Below are 19393 nucleotides of genomic sequence, written 5' to 3' on the forward strand. Positions count from 1 at the left end.
ATTATAAACTCCGAATTTTTGGATTAATGAGCAAGTAAAGAATATCAACAATGATATTCACCAACACGAAGGTAAATGCAATGGTTAATACCACACCTTGCACTAAGTTTAAGTCGTGATTGACGATACCGTTGAAAATTAATTTACCCATTCCCGGTAAGTCGAAGATCTGTTCAATCACAACTGCACCACCTAATAAATAACCAACCCGTAAACCTAGCACGGTTACCGGAGTAATTAAGGCATTACGAAGCACGTTGTGGCGAATCACCGTTGAGTAAGGTACACCATTACCGATGGCTGTTCGAACATAATCTTTATCCATTTCTTCTACCATTGTTGTACGCACGACACGGATCAATGAGGCACATACAGGAACAGCTAAAGCGAGTGAAGGGAGAACCATTGAGTTTACATAGCCTTTTGGATCTTCGCTAAATGGAATAAAACCGCCTGAAGGCAACCAATCTAATTTTAAGGAGAAGTATTGAATCAATAAAATACCCAACCAGAAAGAAGGTGTGGCAACAGCGGCAACCGAGATTAAACGGATTAATTGATCAATCCAAGTATCACGGTAAAGTGCTGCCGTTACACCTAATGTGAAAGAGACGATAGCAGCTAAGAAGACCCCAATAAAGGTAAGCTGTAATGTTAAAGGGAATGCTTTAGCAATCATATCAACAATAGGCTGTTCTGGAGGGGTTGTCATACCGAAATCTAATACGAATAAATTCCCTAAAAAGCGAAAATATTGTACAAGCAATGGATCATTTAACCCATGTTGTTCACGATAGATTTCTTTAGCGGCTTCGCTGGCGCTTTCACCGAGAGCAACGGTTGCCGGATCTCCGGGGGTGAATTGTAAAACAATAAATACCAAGGCAGTTACGCCTAAGATCATTACCGGCAGAGCCATTAGACGACGCCATAATAATCGGAGTATAATTTCCATTTTCTTCTCCTTGAGTGTAGTTACACTCCAAAATTAAATCTAAGTTTACCTACAAGCTAATATAGTGATATGTAGGATTATAAATGAAAATATAGAAATGGTAAGAATTCTGAGTGATATAAGACGAATATTACATCATTTTGATTTTTATTTATGCAAGCGGTAAATTTTTTGTAAAATATTACCGCTTGCATTTAGCTAGCCGTTAAGACTATTTAGCACGACCAACACCGATAAATGACATACCTGTTGTTGGTAATGGTTGGAAACCTGTTAATGCCTTATCATTCCACGCAGTTGGCAATTTACGGTGAATAATTGGGTAAAGAGGCACTTGTTCAGCGATAATATTGATTGCTTTCGCCCAGGCTTCTTTAGAAGCAGCAGGATTTTTGGCCGCTTCATCAAGCAGTTTTTGTACTTCTGCATATTCAGCTGTTTCAGACCAGCGGAAACGACGTTTCGGCCATACATCACCACGATACCACCAGCTTAATAATAGGTCTAAGTCATTACCGAAAACTGATGGGTCGCCAGGTGCAATCACAACTTCATATGCGCCTTTATCTACGTGTGTGCCGTATAATGCACCAGATTGTAAATGTTTAAGAGAAACTTTTACGCCTTTTAAGCTGTTCCACGATTCAAGAATTAATGGCGCACATTCTTTCACCCAAGAGTGATCTGTTGCTAACAATTCAAATTTTAACTCTGTCACGCCCGCTTCTGCTAATAATGCTTCGGCTTTCGCTTTATCGAAATCATATTGCGAATTTGCTTTCACATAATCCGGGTGAGTATCTTGCACGTAAGATGTAGCAGCTTTTGCATTGCCTAAGAACACCACATCAATTAATTTTTGGGTATCTAAGCCATAATGTAACGCTTGGCGAACTTTCGGGTTGTTAAACGGTGCTTTTTCACAGTTAAACATTAAGAACAGTAAGCCGAATGATTGTACTGACTCAACTGTACCTTTACGTTTTAAGCGTTCTGCGTCTAAGTAAGGCACAGACTCGATTGCTTGAACACGGCCAGATTCTTGAGCAGTTACACGAGCGGCATCATCAGAAAGTAAGAACCAAGTCATTTTCTCGACTTGTGCCGGGTAGCCACCGTTATAATCTGCAAATGCTTCGAAAACAATACGATCATCTTTAGTTGCGGATACAAATTTATATGGGCCAGTCCCCACTGGATTAGCATCAAATGCAGCTTGACCAGCTTCAACTACTGCTTTCGGTACGATTTTAACGATAGTTAAACGCTCTTTGAATAACGCAAACGGATATTTCAATTTGAATTCAACCACTTTTTCATCGACTTTTTTCACTGTATCAATGAACGGAATAAATTGTGCGAAAAGTGATGCTTTAGCTGGGTCTAATACACGTTCAAATGAGTAAACTACGTCTTCAGTGGTAACCGGATTACCATTGTGGAATTTAGCCCCGTCACGTAAAGTAATTCGATAGGTTACATCATCAATTTTTTCAGGCTCTGCTGCTGCCAATGCTAAATATGGTTTGCGAGTGGCTGGATGTAAGTCCACGAGGCCTTCAAAAATATGGAGGTTTGCCGCCATTGAGGATGCACCGCTTGAGGTAAGCGGGTCAAATCCGGTTGATATGGGATAAGCTATACCGGCCTCAATCGTTGAGCCGGCGGCAGGGGCTGCAAATGCTTTAGGTGTAAATGTACCTAAAGTGCCACTAAATGCCATACCGGCACCAACACCTGCAATTAGTTTCATAAAACCACGACGGGATTCGTTGTGTTCAAACTGTTTTTTCATCTTAAAGCTCCTTTAAGTTTTTATGATAGGGGCGGTATTGTTTGCTGAAGTGAATTTGTCAAAAAATACACTTTTTTTGAATTGAATTTATCATATCATTAATGTTAAAGCGGTAAAGCAAGAATTATTGAATTTGTGATCTAGCTCACGAAAATCTTTGCTTTTCACTTCACTTGCTTTTCGTTATTATTTGCCAATTTAATCATAAATGAAAAATTGACAGTGAACCTGATTTTACCGCCTTTAAGCCTTTATATCCATATCCCTTGGTGTGTGCAAAAATGTCCTTATTGCGATTTTAACTCGCACGCTCAAAAAGGAATCATTCCCGAGCAAGAATATATCGAACATTTACTTGCAGATTTATCCCAAGATTTGACCGCTTACCGAGTGGCAATAGGTGATCGTAAATTACATTCTATTTTTATTGGCGGCGGCACACCGAGCTTATTTTCAGCGGAGGGGATAGCTTATTTATTAAGCGAAGTAGAAAAACGGATTGCATTCGAGCCAAATATCGAAATTACACTGGAAGCGAACCCGGGAACGGTAGAGGCAGAGCGATTTTTAGGTTACGCACAAGGTGGCGTAACCCGCATTTCAATGGGAATCCAAAGTTTTGAGCCGGAAAAATTATTGAAATTAGGACGGATTCACGATGCAAATGAAGCAAAACAAGCGGTTAAATTTGCCCAAAATTCTGCAAAATCGGGCTTGCAAAGTTTTAACATTGATTTAATGCACGGTTTACCAAACCAATCGGTTAAACAAGCCTTGGCGGATTTAGAAACAGGGATTTCACTCAATCCACCGCATTTATCGTGGTATCAGCTCACGATTGAGCCTAACACGATGTTTTATTACCGCACGCCAACTCTGCCCGATGATGACGAGTTATGGGATATTTTCGAGCAAGGGCATCAACTTTTGACTAATGCCGGCTATGAACAATACGAAACTTCGGCTTATGCCAAAAAAGGCTACCAATGCAGACATAATTTAAATTATTGGCGATTTGGAGATTATTTGGCGATTGGTTGTGGGGCTCACGGCAAAATTTCGTATCCGACAGGGGAAATTTATCGTTTTAGCAAAACCAAACACCCGAAAGGTTATATGCGAGGTGAATATCGCTATAGCCAAGAGCTGATTGAATTAGACGACCGCCCGTTTGAGTTTTTTATGAACCGCTTTAGATTACTTGAAGCTACACCAAAACAAGAATTTGAATGGTTTACCGGGTTAGACAGGGAAGTTGTTCGACCGACAATGGATTGGGCATTAAGCCAAAACTATATTTCAGAAACCTCAACTCACTGGCAAATTACCCAACACGGTAAACTGTTTTTAAATGAATTATTGGAAGGCTTCTTGGACTAATTTGCAAAAAAACGACTCAAAAAGACCGCTTGTAATGTTAAATTACAGGCGTTTTTTTGTGATCTGCGTCGAAAAATCTTCATTTTTTACTAGACAAAAAAACAGTGTTCAGTAGCATAGCCTTCACGAATAAGGAGAGCTTATGACCGATAAACAAATCCGTAATAGTACCGCCGAATTTTTGATTTTTACTCAACAAAATGGGGCAGAAAATATTACTATTCGTTATGAAAATAACGAAATTTGGCTTACGCAAAAATTAATTGCTCAGCTTTTTGATTGCTCAACAGATAATGTTTCTTTGCATTTAAAAAACATTTTTAATAGTGGGGAACTCGATCCAAATTCAGTTACCGAGGATTTCTCGGTAACTGCCGCAGACGGCAAAAATTATCGTACTAAACACTACAACCTTGATGCCGTTATTTCGATAGGCTATCGGGTAAACTCGGTGCGGGCGACACAATTTCGCCAATGGGCAACTAAAGTATTACGGGATTTCGCCCAAAAAGGCTATGTGATTGACCGCCAAAGAATGGAAAACGGTACATTTTTAAATGAAGATTATTTTGAGCAGTTGCTGGCAGAAATTCGTGAAATTCGGTTATCTGAACGGCGTTTCTATCAGAAAATTACGGATATTTATGCAACCTCAGTGGATTACAATAAAGATGCACCAACCACCAAGCAATTTTTTGCCAGCGTGCAAAATAAATTGCATTTTGCTATTCATCAACACACGGCAGCTGAGCTGATTTATGAACGAGCAGATAGCGAAAAACCAAATATGGGGCTAAGTAGTTGGGCGAAATCGCCTGACGGCAAAATTTTAAAAAGTGATGTTGTAGTGGCAAAAAATTACTTAACACCGGAAGAACTCAAAGAGCTAGGGCTAATTGTCAATGCCTTTTTAGATTTAGCAGAAAGGCGAGCGAGACGTAAGATTCCGATGACGATGGAAGATTGGGCAAAAAGGTTGGATATTTTCTTGAATGCCGATGAACTACCTCTACTTGAAGGCAAAGGCAAAATGCGTTTTGATGAAGCAAAATTGCACGCAGAAAGTGAGTTTGAGAAATACCGCATTGTTCAAGACAGATTATTTGAAAGCGATTTTGATAAGGTTTTGAAAGAAGTGCTGCGTTCGGAAAATCAATACAGCCCATCATTTTCAACAACATAAAACAACCGTATTTTGCAAATTTTTTGCCAAGTTTGACCGCTTGCCGTGTATAATGCAAGCGGTTATTTTTTATGGAAAAATTACAAATGAATACTTTAAAAGCAGGCGATAAAGCCCCTCAATTTACCCTTCAGAATCAGGCTGATGAGTCGGTTTCACTCTCTCAATTTGCCGGTAAAAAAGTGTTGGTTTATTTTTACCCGAAAGCCCTTACACCTGGTTGCACTACGCAAGCTTGTGGATTGCGTGATAGCAAGTCAGAACTTGACGAACTAAATGTCGTTGTTTTGGGAATTAGCACTGATTTACCGAAAAAATTAGCTCAATTTGTAGAGAAAAAAGCCCTTAATTTCACATTATTATCTGACCCGGCTCACCAAGTTGCGGAAGCCTTTGGTGTATGGGGCGAAAAGAAGTTTATGGGAAAAACCTATGACGGCATTCACCGCATCAGCTTTTTAATTGATGAACAGGGCGTGGTTGAGCAAGTGTTTGATAAATTTAAAACCGGCGAACATCACCAAATGATCGTTGATTATCTACGGGGTTGCTAATGGGAAAAAAAGCCATTTTTTTAGACCGAGACGGCACAATTAATATCGATCACGGCTATGTGCATCAAATTGATGATTTTCAATTTATTGACGGTGTCGGCAAGGCGTTAAAACAGTTGCAAGACAAAGGTTATTTATTGGTGTTGGTGACCAATCAATCCGGCATTGCCCGGGGCTATTTTAGCGAAGCACAATTTATGCAACTGACCGAATGGATGGATTGGTCGCTCGATGAAGATCATGGCGTGGTGTTAGATGGCATTTACTACTGCCCACATCACCCCGAGGGCAAAGGTGAATACCGTGAAGATTGCGATTGCCGTAAGCCTAAAGCCGGTATGTTTACCCAAGCGATTCAAGATTTAAACATCGACCCAAGCCAATCTTATATGGTAGGTGATAAATTAGAAGATCTCCTCGCCGCCGAAGCCGCCGGCGTGAAAACCAAAGTGCTGGTTCGCACCGGCAAAACGGTGACAGAAGAAGGCCAAGCTAAAGCCGATTTGGTGTTAGATAGTTTAGTTGATTTAGTGAAATATATTAAATAACGCAATGAATTATAACGATAAATCTCTTTCAGCCCTGAAATTAGGGCAAAAAACCGAGTACAAAAGCGAATATGATGCCTCGCTTTTGCAACCTGTTCCTCGCAAATTAAACCGTGATGGTTTAGGCATTACACAAGATCAGCCTTTTAACCGAGGGGCTGATGTGTGGACTTGTTATGAGCTATCTTGGTTGAACCAAAATGGGCTGCCGCAAGTAGCGATTGCAGATGTCGCCATTGATTTTAAGAGCGAAAACTTAATTGAATCGAAAAGTTTCAAGCTCTATTTGAACAGTTTTAATCAAACCAAATTTAGCTCAATAGAAGACGTTGAGAAAACGATCCAAGCGGATCTGGCTCGTTGTGCAAGCGGTCAAGTTTCGGTAAAAATTTACAAATTATCGCACTACACAAAACAACCAATAGTTGATTTTGCAGGTGATTGCATTGATGAGCAAGATATTCAAATCGACAGCTATGCGTTTTCGACTCATTATTTAGAGAACATTGCAGAAGATGATCTGGTGGAAGAAACCTTAGTCAGCCATTTGCTCAAATCTAACTGCTTAATCACCTCACAGCCTGACTGGGGAAGTGTGCAAATTCGCTACAAAGGCAAAAAGCTAAACCGTGAAAAGCTATTGCGTTACTTGGTGTCATTCCGTGAGCATAATGAGTTCCACGAACAATGTGTGGAACGCATTTTCTGCGATTTAATGCAATTTGCTCAGCCGGAAAAATTAACAGTTTACGCACGCTACACCAGACGAGGCGGGCTAGACATCAATCCGTTTAGATCGAATTTTGAGGTAGTGCCGGAAAATCTAAGAATGGCACGTCAATGATTTCATTGTTTTTTGTTCCCGTCTGAACCGCCTGAGCGTGTTTGAATTGGTAGGTAAATTTACTCTGAGCGGAGCGAATGTAAATTTGCCGTTAAGCCAATTCAAACTAAGCGAGGATAGCGGTGAAGCTCGGGTTGCCTTTCTTTTGGTTACTTTTCTTTGGCAAAGCAAAGAAAAGTAACAAATAGCAGATGTTGATTTTTATGATGAATGAATATAGCCCAAATTACTATATAGGCGTAATGTCCGGCACGAGCCTTGATGGGGTGGATATTGCTTTGCTGGATTTTGCAAAAAATCCACCGAAAATGACCGCTTGTGATTTTTTTCCAATGCCGGAGGAATTACGGGCGGATATTTCTGCGTTACTTAAAACCGGCGAAACCAATCTTCAAAAACTGGGGGAAATTGATCACCGATTAGGCTTGCTTTATGCAGAAACGATTAATGCGTTTTTAGCGAAAAATCAGCTAAAAGTAGAGGATATTCAAGCCATAGGTTGTCACGGGCAGACGGTGTGGCATTCACCGGATTCTGCATATCCCTTCACTACCCAAATTGGCGATATGAATTTGGTGGCAGAGCAAACAGGTATTACCACTATTGCTGATTTTCGGCGTAAAGATATGGCGGTTGGCGGACAAGGGGCTCCGCTTGTGCCGGCATTTCATCAAGCTGTTTTTAGCGATCCAAATCGTCTAACAGTGGTGCTGAATATTGGCGGCATTAGCAATATTTCGGTGTTAAATCCCAATTCCCCTACAGTTGGTTATGATGTAGGAGCCGGAAATACTTTGATGGATAGTTGGATCGAACAACATCAAGGCAAAAGATACGATAAAAACGGTGAATGGGCGAGAACGGGCAAGATTAATATCGAACTGTTATCAGCCTTATTAGACGAGCCGTTTTTTGCCAAAGCACCCCCAAAAAGTACCGGGCGAGAGTTATTTAATTTAACGTGGCTTGCAAAAAAACAGCAAAATTTGACGTCTTGTCAGCCACAAGACGTGCAACGCACGCTGGCAGAATTTACTGCTCAAAGTATTGCCAATGAGTTATTACGCTTTGAAAGCTCTCTGCCTCGCTTGCTTTTAGTTTGTGGTGGTGGGGCAAGAAATCCGTTATTAATGGAACGGATTTCTGCTTTACTTCCCGAGTGGGAGGTTACAACCACTACAGAATTTGGTTTAGATATTGATTATGTAGAGGCTGCCGCTTTTGCTTGGTTAGCTTACCAGCGAATCCATAATTTACCCAGTAATATGCCTAGCGTGACAGGAGCAAAAAAAGCCGTGAGTTTGGGCGTGATTTACCCTGCTTAGATTAAGAAAATGTAAGGTAATACATTCATTACTCCGAGAGTGGTAATAGCTAAAATTAATTTAGAGCTTCCAAACATTAAGCCTTGGTTTTTACCATTGTCTAATTTCACTAGCATATTAGATAGTGCCGTATTCGCATACACGGTAATAGTGGCAAAAATCACTAAATAGAGAAATGCAGTGATGGTTGAAAGCCATTGGAGTGCATAAAACCAAGGCATTATTTGAAGTATAATCAGTATTGGTGCAATATAAATAAGTTTATGTACTGTCAGATTTAATTTTCGTGAAAAATCAGATTGCAATAGCACTGCAATTAAATTATTCACAAAGAATGCGACAGAGACTAATTCTGGTTTATCCAGAAGATTGGTGAATATATAGGGGAATATAATATAAAATGCACTTCCTAAACCAAGCGGAATAAAAAGTAATAAATGCACAAAAATAAATTGTTCATTTAGTATTCCTTTTAATGCACCAAATTTAAAGCGTTCGCATTGCCCATTTGCACATTCATGCGTTTTGGGTGCGGTTTTAAACATAACGAATAGCATAATAATTTCAATGCAGCAGCTAATCCAAATAAGCCATTCTGCTTTACGGTAGAAAATAAATGGAATAGTAAGTAATGGTGCTACCATCGCTGACAGGCTTGATACCTTCAGAAATTTACCTTGAGCCTTAGTTTTGAGTTGGTAACTATCTCCGGTATCTTGAATATTGGCTAATAAGAATGCTCTCGCATTGGTACTAAATAAGGTGCTACCGAGCCCGAAGAAAAAGGTAGCAAGTAATAGCAGGGGGTAATTTTTTGTTGTCAGTAATAAAATGTAAGCTAGGGCATCGAGCAAACAGCCAAGCATCATGATAGGGTAACGTCCAAAACTATCACCCCAAGAACCTGCAAAAAGGGAAAATGCTTGGCTGGTAAAGACCAACAAAGAAAATGCAGTTGCAATTTGGCTGGTTTCAAAGCCTTTGTAGAATTGTAAGTAGATAAAAAATACGCTTTGCATTGCAGCATAAGCAAGACCGGAAAAGAATTTCCGCCATAAAATGATATTTTGGATATTCATAGACAATATTTAATGAGAAAAATGATTTCTAATATAACTAAATTTAATAAGGAAGCACAATGAGAAAAATCAAATTATTGCATGTTATTTTATCTTTAATATTAGGGCTTTCTGCGGCAGCAATTGGGAGTTATCCGGCAATAAAAGAGATTGGCGAGGAGCGGGCAAAAAAACATCAAGATATATTAGATTTAAATAGAGAACTTTATAGTGCAATGGTGAACCGTGATTTTTCGGCTTTACAAGCATTATTAAGCGATGATTTTGAGCTTTACTCATCAACAGGTGAAGTGATTGATAAGCAAGAATGGATCAAATTAATCCAAAAGAGAGTATTGGAATTTGATAAGGTTGATTTGTTATCTACCGATTTTCAGGGAAATCAATCATCTGGATTATTAAGAGTAAATGGTGAGTTTTTTGGGATAGAGAGGGATAATGTGGTGGTAGAAATGAATATTCGAACCATTGTGAGAAATACAGAACGTCAAATTAAATGTATTGTGATTAAAGAGGTTTAAGTGTCGCAACTATTGAATGCCTTAGGGCAGATGATTACCGAGCAACGCAATCCGAATTCGATGAATATTGACCGCCTTTCGGCGTTAGAGATAGTCCAAGTCATCAACCAAGAAGACAAACAAGTAGCGATTGCGGTGGAGAAGTGTTTGCTACAAATTGCTCAAGCGGTGGAAAAAATTGTGCAAGCCTTTGAGCAAGGTGGGCGATTGGTTTATGTTGGTGCTGGCACGAGCGGAAGATTAGGCGTACTCGATGCTTCGGAATGCCCGCCTACTTATGGCGTGAAGCCTGAAATGGTGGTTGGGTTGATTGCTGGTGGTGAGAGAGCCTTACGTTTTCCGATTGAAGGGTCGGAAGATAATCGTGAGCAAGGCAAAGTGGATTTACAAGCGGTCAATTTTAGCCAAAAAGATGTATTGGTTGGGATTGCTGCCAGCGGGAGAACGCCTTATGTGCTAGGAGCGATGGAATATGCCAAGCAACTTGGGGCGACCTCGGTGTCGATTGCCAGTAACCCAAATTCGGCAATGGCACAAATTGCGGATATTGCGATTGAAACTGTGGTTGGGCCGGAAGTGCTAACCGGTTCCAGCCGTATGAAATCCGGCACGGCTCAAAAATTGGTATTGAATATGCTCACCACCGCTTCGATGATTTTAATCGGTAAATGCTACCAAAATTTAATGGTAGATGTGCAAGCAACCAATGAAAAACTCAAAGCCAGAGCAATTCGGATTGTGATGCAAGCGACAGAATGTGAACGAGAAGTGGCTGAAGATACACTAAAATTAGCCGAAAATAACGCTAAATTGGCAATTATGATGATTTTAGGTAACTTAGATAAGCAGAAAGCCGAAGATTTATTAAGCCAAAATCAAGGGCGATTACAAAAAGCGTTAAAATAGAAGTATGTCTGCTCTCTCCCCTTATGGGAGAGAGACAGATAAATCATTCGTTCAGAATGATTTATCAGAGAGAGGGGAGGCAGATTTAAGCAAATAAATGACGATGTTTCACTAACTCCTCTTTGCTTAAACTGAACACCCCTAAGCCACCATGTTCAAATTCCAGCCAGTTAAACGGCACACTTGGGAATTGTTCGACTAAATGCACCATACTGTTGCCGACTTCGCAGACTAGCACGCCATCATCATTTAAATAATCAGCGGCTTGGGCAAGAATACGTTTGGTTAAATCCAAACCATCTTTTCCTGAACCAAGGGCTAATGCCGGCTCGTGGTGGAATTCTTGTGGCATATCGCCTAAGTCTTCTTCATCAACATAAGGTGGATTAGTCACAATTAAGTCGTATTTATCTTGTGGTAGATCGTTAAACAGATCGGAACTGATCGGGAACACTCGGTGAGACACCTGATGACGCTCAATATTAATTTGAGCAACGTCCAAGGCATCAAGGGAAAGATCGACCGCATCGACTTCGGCTTCCGGAAAACGCTCTGCACAGGCAATCGCAATGCAACCGCTACCGGTACACATATCCAAAATTCGATGTGGCTCGTTTTTGATAATGCCTTTAAACCCTTTTTTGATCAGCTCACCAATCGGCGAACGAGGCACTATTACACGCTCATCAACGTAATATTCACCGCCACAAAACCAAGCTGAGTTGGTAAGGTATGCAACCGGTTTGCGAGAGCTTAAACGCTCACAGATTAAATTGATGATACGTTCTTTCTCAACTCGGGTTAAGCGAGAGGAATAAAGTGTTTCCGGTACATCAAAGGGTAAATAAAGTCCTGCCAACACTAATTGTTGTGCCTCGTCCCACGCATTATCGTAGCCGTGTCCGTAATAAAGATCAGAAGCGTTAAAATAGCTATATCCCCAACGCATCATATCTTGAATAGTGACTAAATCATTCACAATGGGCAGGGCGGAAATTTCATCAAGAAGTTCGGTATTATATTTAAACATTGGCGTGCCTTTTTTCGTATTGTTAAAATGGCTGTGTTATACCATATTTTGCTTTGTGTTAGAATGTAAAAATGAATAAGAAGGAAAAGATAATGAATGATACTTTATTAGACGATGAATTCGCATTATTCAGAGAGGCAGCAAAAGGCACGAAAAAGCTGACACAAAATACCTTTGTGCCGAAAGCAGAACCTCGTAAGAAATTGCAAGAATTGCGAGAGTTAAAAGAAAAAGCCGATACGGAATTTTATTTCTCGGATGAATATGAGCCTTTGTTGAAAGAAGAAAATGAAAAAGTGAAATATCTGCGAGAAGATGTTGATCCTTATATTCTCAAACAATTACGGCGAGGCGATTTCCAACCCGAGCTATTTTTAGACTTGCATGGTTTAAGCCGAGAAAAAGCGAAGAAAGAGTTGGCTGCGTTGATTTTAGCCTGTGAGCGGGAAAAGGTATATTGTGCCAGTGTGATGACCGGCTTTGGTACTCGCACGCTTAAAGATCAAATTCCACGCTGGTTGGTTCAGCACCCCAAAATAATGGCGTTGCACCAAGCCCCGAAAGAGTGGGGGGGCGATGCCGCCATTCTGATTTTGGTCGAACAGCCGGAAAACCCTGAAAAAATGTTTGGGCGTTAAAATTCGGCTTAATTACCAATAATGGTAAATTTTTTATTAAAAACGACCGCTTGTGTCTCATTAAGGAGAAATGATGTCAGAACAAACTTTCCGCCAACTTACAGCATTGTTAGATTCGCACCAAGCTCGCTATCGTGTGGTAGAGCATTCTTCTGCCGGGAAATCAGAAGAAGTGGCAAAAATTCGAGGAACAGAAATCGGGCAAGGGGCGAAAGCCTTAGTTTGCAAGGTAAAAGGCAATGGGGTAAAGCAAGCTGTGCTTGCTATATTACCTGCTGATTACCAAGCGGATTTAACGAAAATTGCAGAGCATCTTGGTGGGTTAAGAGCCTCACTTGCCAGCCCGGCTGAAGTGGCAGAATTGACCGATTGTGTATTTGGGGCAATTCCGCCGTTTAGCTTTCACCCCGATTTACTATTGGTGGCTGAGCCAAGTTTATTCGAGCGTTATGATGAATTAGCTTTCAATGCAGGCACATTGGAACGTTCGATTATTCTAAATACGGAAGATTATCAGCGGATAGTTAATCCTGTGTTGATTCAATTCGCTAAAGGCTAACTTATGGGGCGAAAAACTCCACGATTTTGCCGATAGCGATATCCATTAATTTAGGGTTAGAAAAAGCGTGATCCGCTCCTTCAATCGGGAGCAGTTCAATCACGTTATTATCGGCAAACTGCTGCGAAGTGCTTAACGCGACCATTTCATCTTCCGTGCCGTGCAGAATTAACATTTGCTCGGCATAATCCAAATAATCGTTTTGGGTAATATCGGTTAGCTCATCAAAAAAGGCTTGGCTGATTTTCATCTGGCGATCAAACCCCCACAAAATTTCTCGCCCTTTGGCAAGTTTTTGCCGTTCATCTTCTGACAAGCGGTTCATTAACGAATGGTAGATTTGCACTGCCGGTGCCCGCAATGCAATTTTCCGAAACGGATTGCCTTTTTCCGCCAGATATTTCAAGGTTAAATAGCCACCAAAACTGGTGCCGTAAGCATACAGATTTTTAGCATTCAGGTTGGTTTTGGCATAATCAATCACCAGTTGCAGATAAATAATGGATTCCTCAACCGAGAGTTTTTTACGGGCATCATTACCGTGGCAAGGGAAATCAAAGGCAAGGGCAGCGTAGCCTTTATATTTTGAGCTAAGGCGTTCCCCAAATTTGGTATTCGATTTCAGATCTTTAGACGAACCAAAGCCGTGCAACACAATCACTACATTCTCGATCTGCTGCAATTCTTTTTCATAAAACAGTTTACAGCGAATGCTGAGACCCTGTTCATTAATCTCAAAGCGTTTTTCCATTTTACTAAGTATTGAAATTGAAGATGACAAAATTTTAGCACTATTTGAGTGCAAGCGGTCGGATCTCTCACAAAATTTGCAAATTTTCCGCTAAATTTAACCGCTTGTACTAGCCAAAATTTAAGCATATTTATAGAATACAGCCTTCGTTTTTAAAAGGAGAAATGAAATGTTACAACTTATTTTAGCGATTTTATGTAGCGTGACTGTTGGCGTGTTAATTAAATTCGCCCGCCAAAAAGGTATTCGGATTGACCAAAGTATTGCGGTGAACTATATCGTCACCACCACGATGACTTTTTTATTACTGAAGCCGGATTACCAAGGGCAGTCGATTACCGATATTATCGCTAATAATCCGACTTCTTACATTTTTGTGATTTTAAGCATCACATTACCGACTATTTTTTTAGTGCAAGCAAAAGCTTTAGAGTTTGCCGGTATTATCCGAACCGATGCAGCACAACGCTTATCACTGTTCCTGCCGATTTTGGCGGCATTCACCATTTTTGGTGAGCAGGTCACTCAAAACAAATTAATTGCTCTGTTATTAGCTTTTGTGGCACTCGGTTGCTTATTATGGAAAGGCAATCAGGGAATGGAAAAAGGCGGGAAAATTGCGATTATCAGCCTCGCTCTGGTTTGGGTCGGCTATGGTGTGAATGATATTTTATTTAAACAGATTGCCAAATCAGGTTCGGCCTTCCCGGTTACGCTTTCGATTGCCTTTATCGGTGCAGGTTGTTTTATGTTTATCTATTTGCTGCTAAAACGTACTCAATGGCACGTTCCAAGTGTCTTAACCGGCTTGTTATTAGGTGTACTCAACTTCGGCAATATTCTGTTCTATATTCAAGCTCACCAAGCAATGAAAGATGATCCAACCTTAGTGTTTACGGGAATGAACTTAGGGGTAATTTGCTTAGGCACTTTCGTAGGGGCATTCTTCTTTAAAGAGAAAATCCACAAAGTGAACTACTTAGGCGTAGCGATTGCGATTGTGGCGATTATTTGCTTGTTTTACTGGCGGTAAATATACTTTCCAAAATTAAGGGCGAACATAATGTTCGCCCTTAATTTTTGAGCAATATAGTGTAAAATATTCGCTAAATTCGACCGCTTGTTGTACCGATTCATATTTTATAAAGGACAAAAAATGAAGCTAAAAGCCTTATCTACACTTATTGCCTCTTCAATGCTATATACTCAGAGTTTTGCTGCACCGCCGGAAAAACCGGCTGAAGAGACACAGCCATTCTTTAATAAGACTGAATCGGGCTATGATTTAGTCTTTAATGATCAAAACTACCGTTTAATTGAAACGGAATTAAATGGTGAGAAGATCCAATTCCGTGCCTTTGAGCGAATAGTGTATGTAAATAATCCTGTTGAGCCTGAATATCAAACGCTCAACTTTTATGTGCCTGAAGCCTATTATAATGAGGGCGAGATCAACGGTTATAAAGCGAATACCGCCCCGATCTTCTTGCCAAATTCAGTGGGGGGCTATATGCCGGCAAAAGCGGCAAGTTATGATAGAAAAAGACGTGACGGTTCACCAAGTACGATTTTGGTGGCGTTATCTAAAGGCTATGTGGTGGCAAGTGTGGGAGCAAGAGGACGCACGCTACAAAAAGAGGGAAAATACACCGGCAAAGCACCTTCTGCTATTATTGATTTAAAATCAGCAGTGCGGTATCTGCACGCTAATGATGAAAAAATGCCGGGCGATGCAAATAAAATTATCTCAAACGGCACCAGTGCCGGAGGAGCATTATCTACTTTGTTAGGGGCTTCAGCTGATCATTACGACTATGAGCCTTATTTGAAAGAGGCGGGGGCATTGAATGCCAGTGACAAAATTTTTGCAGTTTCTGCTTATTGCCCAATCACCAACCTTGAAAATGCGGATATGGCGTATGAATGGCAATTTAACGGTGTAAATGAATATAGCCGAATGGATATGAGCCGATTAAATGCAGCAGAGTTTAACGACCGCTCAAAACCAAAGCCAAAAATTGAAGGCTCGTTAAATGAGGCGGAAATTAAAGTTTCTAATGAATTGGCAGAACGCTTTCCGACTTATTTGAACAGTTTGCATTTGGTTGATGAGAAAGGCAATCCTTTAACTCTTGATCCAAAAGGCAACGGCTCGTTTAAAGATTATTTGGCTGAAGTGGTAAAAACGTCGGCAAATAAAGCCTATAGCGATTTAGCTCAAGATAGCGAAGAGCAAAAAGCCTTTCAACAAACCAGTTGGCTTTCATTTGAGAAAGGAAAAGTCAGCAGTGTGGACTGGTTTGGTTATGTGTTTTCAGATAAACGAATGAAATCTCCACCGGCGTTTGATGCGTTAAATGGAAGTTCGGGCGAGAACAATTTATTTGGCACAGAAACGGAAAATAACCGCCATTTTACGCTTTATAGTGCAGAACGCTCTGCCAATAAAGATCTTAATTTAGCCGAATCACAAATCGTGAAACGTATGAACCCGATGCACTATTTGGATAATCCAAATGCGGCAGAGCATTGGCGGATTAGGGTGGGGACGGCAGATAGAGATACCTCGCTGGCAATTTCGGCGATCTTAGCCATAAAACTGCAAATGGCAGGCAAGAATGTCAGCTATGAAACCCCGTGGAATGTACCCCATTCAGGTGATTATGATGTAGATGAATTATTCCAATGGGCTGATGAGCTAGTCAAAGGCAAAAAGTAAAAAATAGAGTAGAATAAAGCAGATCAAATGGTCTGCTTTTTGTTTTGAGGTCGTATGCAAGTTAAAAAATTTAGCCAAAAATATATTAATTGGGTATTAAAGCTAGGGCGGTTAAAAGCTTCTCTTTTAGGCTTTTTTATGGTCGCTCTTTCGGCAATTTTAATTCAAAGTAGCTTAACCTATCTTTTTATTGGGCGAGTAGTCGTGGTGGATATTTTACGCTCCATCGCTTTTGGTTTAATTTCTGCGCCTTTTGTGCTTTATTTCTTCACGTTATTGGTGGAAAAACTTGAAATATCTCGCTTGAAATTAGAAAAAGCAGTAAGAGATTTGGAAGAACTCCGGGAACAAGATGCCTATCTTAACGCTAAATTAGAAAAAAACAGCCGCGATAAAAGCATTTTAATGGCGACCATTAGTCACGAACTTCGTACTCCCCTTAATGGAATTATCGGCTTGAGCCAAATTTTGCTAGATGATAAAACCACCGAAAAACAGCAAGAATATTTAAAAACTATCAATATGAGTGCCACTGCATTGGCTCATATTTTTGGCGATATTATTGATTTAGAAAAAATTGATAGTAGCCGAATTGAATTGGTAAGAAAAGAGGTGGAATTTGAACAACTCATTCACGATATTGCTAATTTTGGGCATTTTATGGCGGGCAATAAGCAGATTAATTTTGAAGTGAAGTATCCGCCTGATTTGCCGAAGTATATCTATATTGACCACGCACGCTTGAGCCAAATTTTATGGAATTTGATCAGCAATGCGGTGAAATTTACCCCTGCAAGCGGTCGAATTTTGCTGGAAATTTACCAATTAGATAAAGAACAGTTTAGCTTTGCGGTGACGGATTCAGGCATCGGTATTCCGGAAAAAGATCAACGCAAAATTTTTGATATGTTCTACCAAGCGGAAAACTCTAAAGAGAAAAAAGCGCAAGGTAGCGGGATTGGCTTATCGGTCTCGAAACGCATTGCGAAGCTAATGGGCGGTGATTTGGTGGTGGCAAGCCAAGAAAATCAAGGCTCAACTTTTACCCTCACTGTGCAGGCGGAAAGCACGGAAACCAAGCCGATATTTGCTATTCAGCAACATTCCCTTAAGGTGCTATTGGTAGAAGACATCGAAATGAATGTGGTGGTTGCTCGAGCAATGTTGGAAAAAATTGGTTGTGAGGTTGATGTGGCAATGAGTGGTGAAGAAACGTACCAACATTTTGCACAGAACAGCTATGATCTGATTTTACTTGATATTCAACTGCCCGACACCACCGGCTTTGAGATTGCTCAGCAATTAAGAAGGCAATATGAAAACGAGGAAATTGACTATTTACCGTTGTTGGTTGCTTTGACTGCGAATGTGATTCAAAGCCGACAAGAATACCAAGCACAAGGTATGGACGATGTTCTACACAAACCGCTCTCTTTAGATGAATTAATGCGTTGTTTAAATCAGTATTTTGGCGATAATTTTTTGCAAAAAAATGAAGAAAAACAACCGCTTGTAGAGAGCGGTTCTGAAAATTTACCTTATAGCATCACAATTCTTAATGAATTGATTGGGGTAATGGGGAAAGAGAATGTGCTTGCCAATATGGATTTATTTGCTGATTTAATGCCCACTTATTTGGCAAATTTACAGCGTTATTTAAGCGATTGGCAAACCACAAATTCGGCGGAAAGCCGTAAATTAACGGCAGATGAGGCTCATAAGATTAAGGGAGCATTAGCATCAGTCGGATTACATCAGCTACAACAAACTGCTCAGCTTGCTCAATCCGATAACGGCGAGCAGTGGGAGCAAAATATTGCACACTGGGTGGAAATGATTTATTCCAAATGGCAGATGGATTTACAATTAGCTAAGGAATATGTTAGAAGCAAGGGGGACATTTAGTAAATTTGAAATGTTACGATGGCGCAAGCGTCCACGCTTGTGCCAAATTTTAAGATCTAAGCACAAGCGTGGACGCTTGCGCTATCAAAACGTATTTACCATTTCTTAGTTTTCGGTTTTACAAATTCAATGCCTTTATCTTTATAGGCAATGCCTTCAAGCTGTAATAGAAAACGTTTATTCGGCAAGCCACCACCGAATCCGGTTAAGGCTTGATTTTTCCCTAATACTCGATGGCAAGGCACTAAAATCGAAATCGGATTTCGCCCAACCGCACCGCCGACGGCTCGCATTGCACTTGGTTTGCCTAATTGGGTGGCAATTTCGCCATAGGTTGTGGTTTGCCCGTAAGGAATTTCACGCAAAATTTTCCAAACTGATTGCTGGAATGGTGTGCCTTGCGGAGCAAGAAAATCCAACTGCTGAAAATCTAATAGCTCGCCGGCAAAATAGCGGTCTAAAATCTCTTTGGTTTTGCAAAAAATTTCTAAAATCTGACCGCTTGCAACTTGAGCAGAAAGAAAATTATCAAGCGAGGTGGTTTGTTGCTCTTGCCCTAGCTCAATGTAAATTAAGCCTTTTTCTGTGACTAAAAGCAATAATTGCCCGATGGGGCTAGGGTAGTAATCGTAGTAAATTTGAAATTTCATTTTTTTATGCCAATAAAAAAGAGGTGTAATTGATTTTACACCTCTTTAAAC

General features: G+C 40.4%; 19 protein-coding genes. 13 read left to right on the forward strand and 6 right to left on the reverse strand.

Translation table 11 applies throughout. From position 1 onward, the window contains the following. Position 1: 1 nt before the first annotated feature. Both ACJ7Z2_RS06470 and ACJ7Z2_RS06475 read right to left on the reverse strand, forming a co-directional pair. Entirely contained in the window at positions 2-955 is a 954-nt protein-coding gene (locus ACJ7Z2_RS06470) for an ABC transporter permease (RefSeq protein WP_006250191.1), read from the reverse strand. A 211-nt stretch (positions 956-1166) separates the two neighbouring features. After that, positions 1167-2750 carry an ABC transporter substrate-binding protein gene (locus tag ACJ7Z2_RS06475; protein WP_126302262.1) on the reverse strand — a complete coding sequence of 528 codons (1584 nt, stop codon included), beginning with the start codon at positions 2748-2750 and terminating at the stop codon, positions 1167-1169. A 222-nt stretch (positions 2751-2972) separates the two neighbouring features. Between ACJ7Z2_RS06475 and hemW the strand changes: the two genes are divergently transcribed. The 6 genes from hemW (at position 2973) to ACJ7Z2_RS06505 (ending at position 8584) form a co-directional block, all read left to right on the forward strand. Continuing rightward, positions 2973-4130 (forward strand): radical SAM family heme chaperone HemW, encoded by a 1158-nt coding sequence (gene hemW, locus ACJ7Z2_RS06480; RefSeq protein ID WP_409499724.1) that lies wholly within the window; start codon positions 2973-2975, stop codon positions 4128-4130. A 142-nt stretch (positions 4131-4272) separates the two neighbouring features. Further along, on the forward strand, positions 4273-5313 hold the full coding sequence (locus ACJ7Z2_RS06485) for a virulence RhuM family protein (protein ID WP_409499725.1): 1041 nt from the start codon (positions 4273-4275) through the stop codon (positions 5311-5313). A gap of 86 nt (positions 5314-5399) precedes the next feature. Further along, entirely contained in the window at positions 5400-5867 is a 468-nt protein-coding gene (gene bcp / locus ACJ7Z2_RS06490) for a thioredoxin-dependent thiol peroxidase (RefSeq protein WP_409501117.1), read from the forward strand. Next, positions 5867-6415, forward strand: coding sequence for a D-glycero-beta-D-manno-heptose 1,7-bisphosphate 7-phosphatase (gmhB, locus tag ACJ7Z2_RS06495; RefSeq protein WP_409499726.1), 549 nt, complete (start codon positions 5867-5869; stop codon positions 6413-6415). The genes bcp and gmhB overlap by 1 nt, the downstream gene beginning before the upstream one ends. A 4-nt stretch (positions 6416-6419) precedes the next feature. Next, on the forward strand, positions 6420-7259 hold the full coding sequence (queF, locus tag ACJ7Z2_RS06500) for an NADPH-dependent 7-cyano-7-deazaguanine reductase QueF (RefSeq protein WP_409499727.1): 840 nt from the start codon (positions 6420-6422) through the stop codon (positions 7257-7259). A gap of 191 nt (positions 7260-7450) precedes the next feature. Further along, positions 7451-8584 carry an anhydro-N-acetylmuramic acid kinase gene (locus ACJ7Z2_RS06505; protein ID WP_409499728.1) on the forward strand — a complete coding sequence of 378 codons (1134 nt, stop codon included), beginning with the start codon at positions 7451-7453 and terminating at the stop codon, positions 8582-8584. Here ACJ7Z2_RS06505 and ACJ7Z2_RS06510 read toward each other — a convergent pair. Next, positions 8581-9663, reverse strand: a complete 1083-nt coding sequence (locus ACJ7Z2_RS06510; protein ID WP_154704156.1) for an MFS transporter — start codon at positions 9661-9663, stop codon at positions 8581-8583. The two genes, ACJ7Z2_RS06505 and ACJ7Z2_RS06510, sit on opposite strands and share 4 nt — an antisense overlap. A gap of 59 nt (positions 9664-9722) precedes the next feature. On the opposite strand from ACJ7Z2_RS06510, the gene ACJ7Z2_RS06515 reads away from it, so the two are divergent. Together ACJ7Z2_RS06515 and murQ are read left to right on the forward strand one after the other, a co-directional pair. Beyond that, positions 9723-10184: a nuclear transport factor 2 family protein gene (locus ACJ7Z2_RS06515; protein WP_126302255.1), complete on the forward strand. Its 462-nt coding sequence runs from the start codon at positions 9723-9725 to the stop codon at positions 10182-10184. Continuing rightward, entirely contained in the window at positions 10185-11090 is a 906-nt protein-coding gene (murQ, locus tag ACJ7Z2_RS06520; protein WP_409499729.1) for an N-acetylmuramic acid 6-phosphate etherase, read from the forward strand. A gap of 85 nt (positions 11091-11175) precedes the next feature. Here murQ and prmB read toward each other — a convergent pair whose 3' ends face one another. Beyond that, positions 11176-12120, reverse strand: a complete 945-nt coding sequence (prmB, locus tag ACJ7Z2_RS06525; protein ID WP_409499730.1) for a 50S ribosomal protein L3 N(5)-glutamine methyltransferase — start codon at positions 12118-12120, stop codon at positions 11176-11178. A gap of 92 nt (positions 12121-12212) precedes the next feature. Between prmB and smrB the strand changes: the two genes are divergently transcribed. Both smrB and ACJ7Z2_RS06535 read left to right on the forward strand, forming a co-directional pair. Further along, positions 12213-12758, forward strand: coding sequence for an endonuclease SmrB (smrB, locus tag ACJ7Z2_RS06530; protein WP_409499731.1), 546 nt, complete (start codon positions 12213-12215; stop codon positions 12756-12758). A gap of 73 nt (positions 12759-12831) precedes the next feature. Continuing rightward, entirely contained in the window at positions 12832-13317 is a 486-nt protein-coding gene (locus tag ACJ7Z2_RS06535) for a YbaK/prolyl-tRNA synthetase associated domain-containing protein (protein ID WP_409501118.1), read from the forward strand. A 1-nt stretch (position 13318) separates the two neighbouring features. Here ACJ7Z2_RS06535 and ACJ7Z2_RS06540 read toward each other — a convergent pair whose 3' ends face one another. Next, positions 13319-14068 carry an alpha/beta hydrolase gene (locus ACJ7Z2_RS06540; protein ID WP_409499732.1) on the reverse strand — a complete coding sequence of 250 codons (750 nt, stop codon included), beginning with the start codon at positions 14066-14068 and terminating at the stop codon, positions 13319-13321. A 169-nt stretch (positions 14069-14237) separates the two neighbouring features. Between ACJ7Z2_RS06540 and ACJ7Z2_RS06545 the strand changes: the two genes are divergently transcribed. The 3 genes from ACJ7Z2_RS06545 (at position 14238) to ACJ7Z2_RS06555 (ending at position 18692) form a co-directional block, all read left to right on the forward strand. After that, on the forward strand, positions 14238-15101 hold the full coding sequence (locus tag ACJ7Z2_RS06545; RefSeq protein ID WP_006248311.1) for a hypothetical protein: 864 nt from the start codon (positions 14238-14240) through the stop codon (positions 15099-15101). A gap of 162 nt (positions 15102-15263) precedes the next feature. Beyond that, the gene (locus ACJ7Z2_RS06550) at positions 15264-16787 is read left to right on the forward strand and encodes a subtype B tannase (protein ID WP_409501119.1); all 1524 of its coding nucleotides are present in this window, start codon (positions 15264-15266) and stop codon (positions 16785-16787) included. 54 nt (positions 16788-16841) lie between these two features. Then, positions 16842-18692 carry an ATP-binding protein gene (locus ACJ7Z2_RS06555; RefSeq protein WP_409499733.1) on the forward strand — a complete coding sequence of 617 codons (1851 nt, stop codon included), beginning with the start codon at positions 16842-16844 and terminating at the stop codon, positions 18690-18692. A gap of 95 nt (positions 18693-18787) precedes the next feature. Here the strand turns inward: ACJ7Z2_RS06555 and ACJ7Z2_RS06560 are convergent, their stop codons facing one another. Then, entirely contained in the window at positions 18788-19342 is a 555-nt protein-coding gene (locus ACJ7Z2_RS06560; RefSeq protein WP_409499734.1) for a methylated-DNA--[protein]-cysteine S-methyltransferase, read from the reverse strand. Positions 19343-19393: the final 51 nt, after the last annotated feature.

This window comes from Mannheimia glucosida (assembly GCF_046267875.1).
GTDB classification, from domain to species: Bacteria; Pseudomonadota; Gammaproteobacteria; order Enterobacterales; family Pasteurellaceae; genus Mannheimia; species Mannheimia glucosida.

Bases quoted from the DNA above. Each gene is read 5' to 3' on its own strand.
- ACJ7Z2_RS06560 (WP_409499734.1), bottom strand. From the start codon at position 19,342: ATGAAATTTCAAATTTACTACGATTACTACCCTAGCCCCATCGGGCAA.
- prmB (WP_409499730.1), bottom strand. From the start codon at position 12,120: ATGTTTAAATATAATACCGAACTTCTTGATGAAATTTCCGCCCTGCCC.
- ACJ7Z2_RS06535 (WP_409501118.1), top strand. From the start codon at position 12,832: ATGTCAGAACAAACTTTCCGCCAACTTACAGCATTGTTAGATTCGCAC.
- ACJ7Z2_RS06475 (WP_126302262.1), bottom strand. From the start codon at position 2,750: ATGAAAAAACAGTTTGAACACAACGAATCCCGTCGTGGTTTTATGAAA.
- gmhB (WP_409499726.1), top strand. From the start codon at position 5,867: ATGGGAAAAAAAGCCATTTTTTTAGACCGAGACGGCACAATTAATATC.
- ACJ7Z2_RS06470 (WP_006250191.1), bottom strand. From the start codon at position 955: ATGGAAATTATACTCCGATTATTATGGCGTCGTCTAATGGCTCTGCCG.
- ACJ7Z2_RS06515 (WP_126302255.1), top strand. From the start codon at position 9,723: ATGAGAAAAATCAAATTATTGCATGTTATTTTATCTTTAATATTAGGG.
- ACJ7Z2_RS06485 (WP_409499725.1), top strand. From the start codon at position 4,273: ATGACCGATAAACAAATCCGTAATAGTACCGCCGAATTTTTGATTTTT.
- ACJ7Z2_RS06550 (WP_409501119.1), top strand. From the start codon at position 15,264: ATGCTATATACTCAGAGTTTTGCTGCACCGCCGGAAAAACCGGCTGAA.
- ACJ7Z2_RS06510 (WP_154704156.1), bottom strand. From the start codon at position 9,663: ATGAATATCCAAAATATCATTTTATGGCGGAAATTCTTTTCCGGTCTT.
- queF (WP_409499727.1), top strand. From the start codon at position 6,420: ATGAATTATAACGATAAATCTCTTTCAGCCCTGAAATTAGGGCAAAAA.
- ACJ7Z2_RS06540 (WP_409499732.1), bottom strand. From the start codon at position 14,068: ATGGAAAAACGCTTTGAGATTAATGAACAGGGTCTCAGCATTCGCTGT.
- smrB (WP_409499731.1), top strand. From the start codon at position 12,213: ATGAATGATACTTTATTAGACGATGAATTCGCATTATTCAGAGAGGCA.
- ACJ7Z2_RS06505 (WP_409499728.1), top strand. From the start codon at position 7,451: ATGTTGATTTTTATGATGAATGAATATAGCCCAAATTACTATATAGGC.
- ACJ7Z2_RS06555 (WP_409499733.1), top strand. From the start codon at position 16,842: ATGCAAGTTAAAAAATTTAGCCAAAAATATATTAATTGGGTATTAAAG.
- bcp (WP_409501117.1), top strand. From the start codon at position 5,400: ATGAATACTTTAAAAGCAGGCGATAAAGCCCCTCAATTTACCCTTCAG.
- ACJ7Z2_RS06545 (WP_006248311.1), top strand. From the start codon at position 14,238: ATGTTACAACTTATTTTAGCGATTTTATGTAGCGTGACTGTTGGCGTG.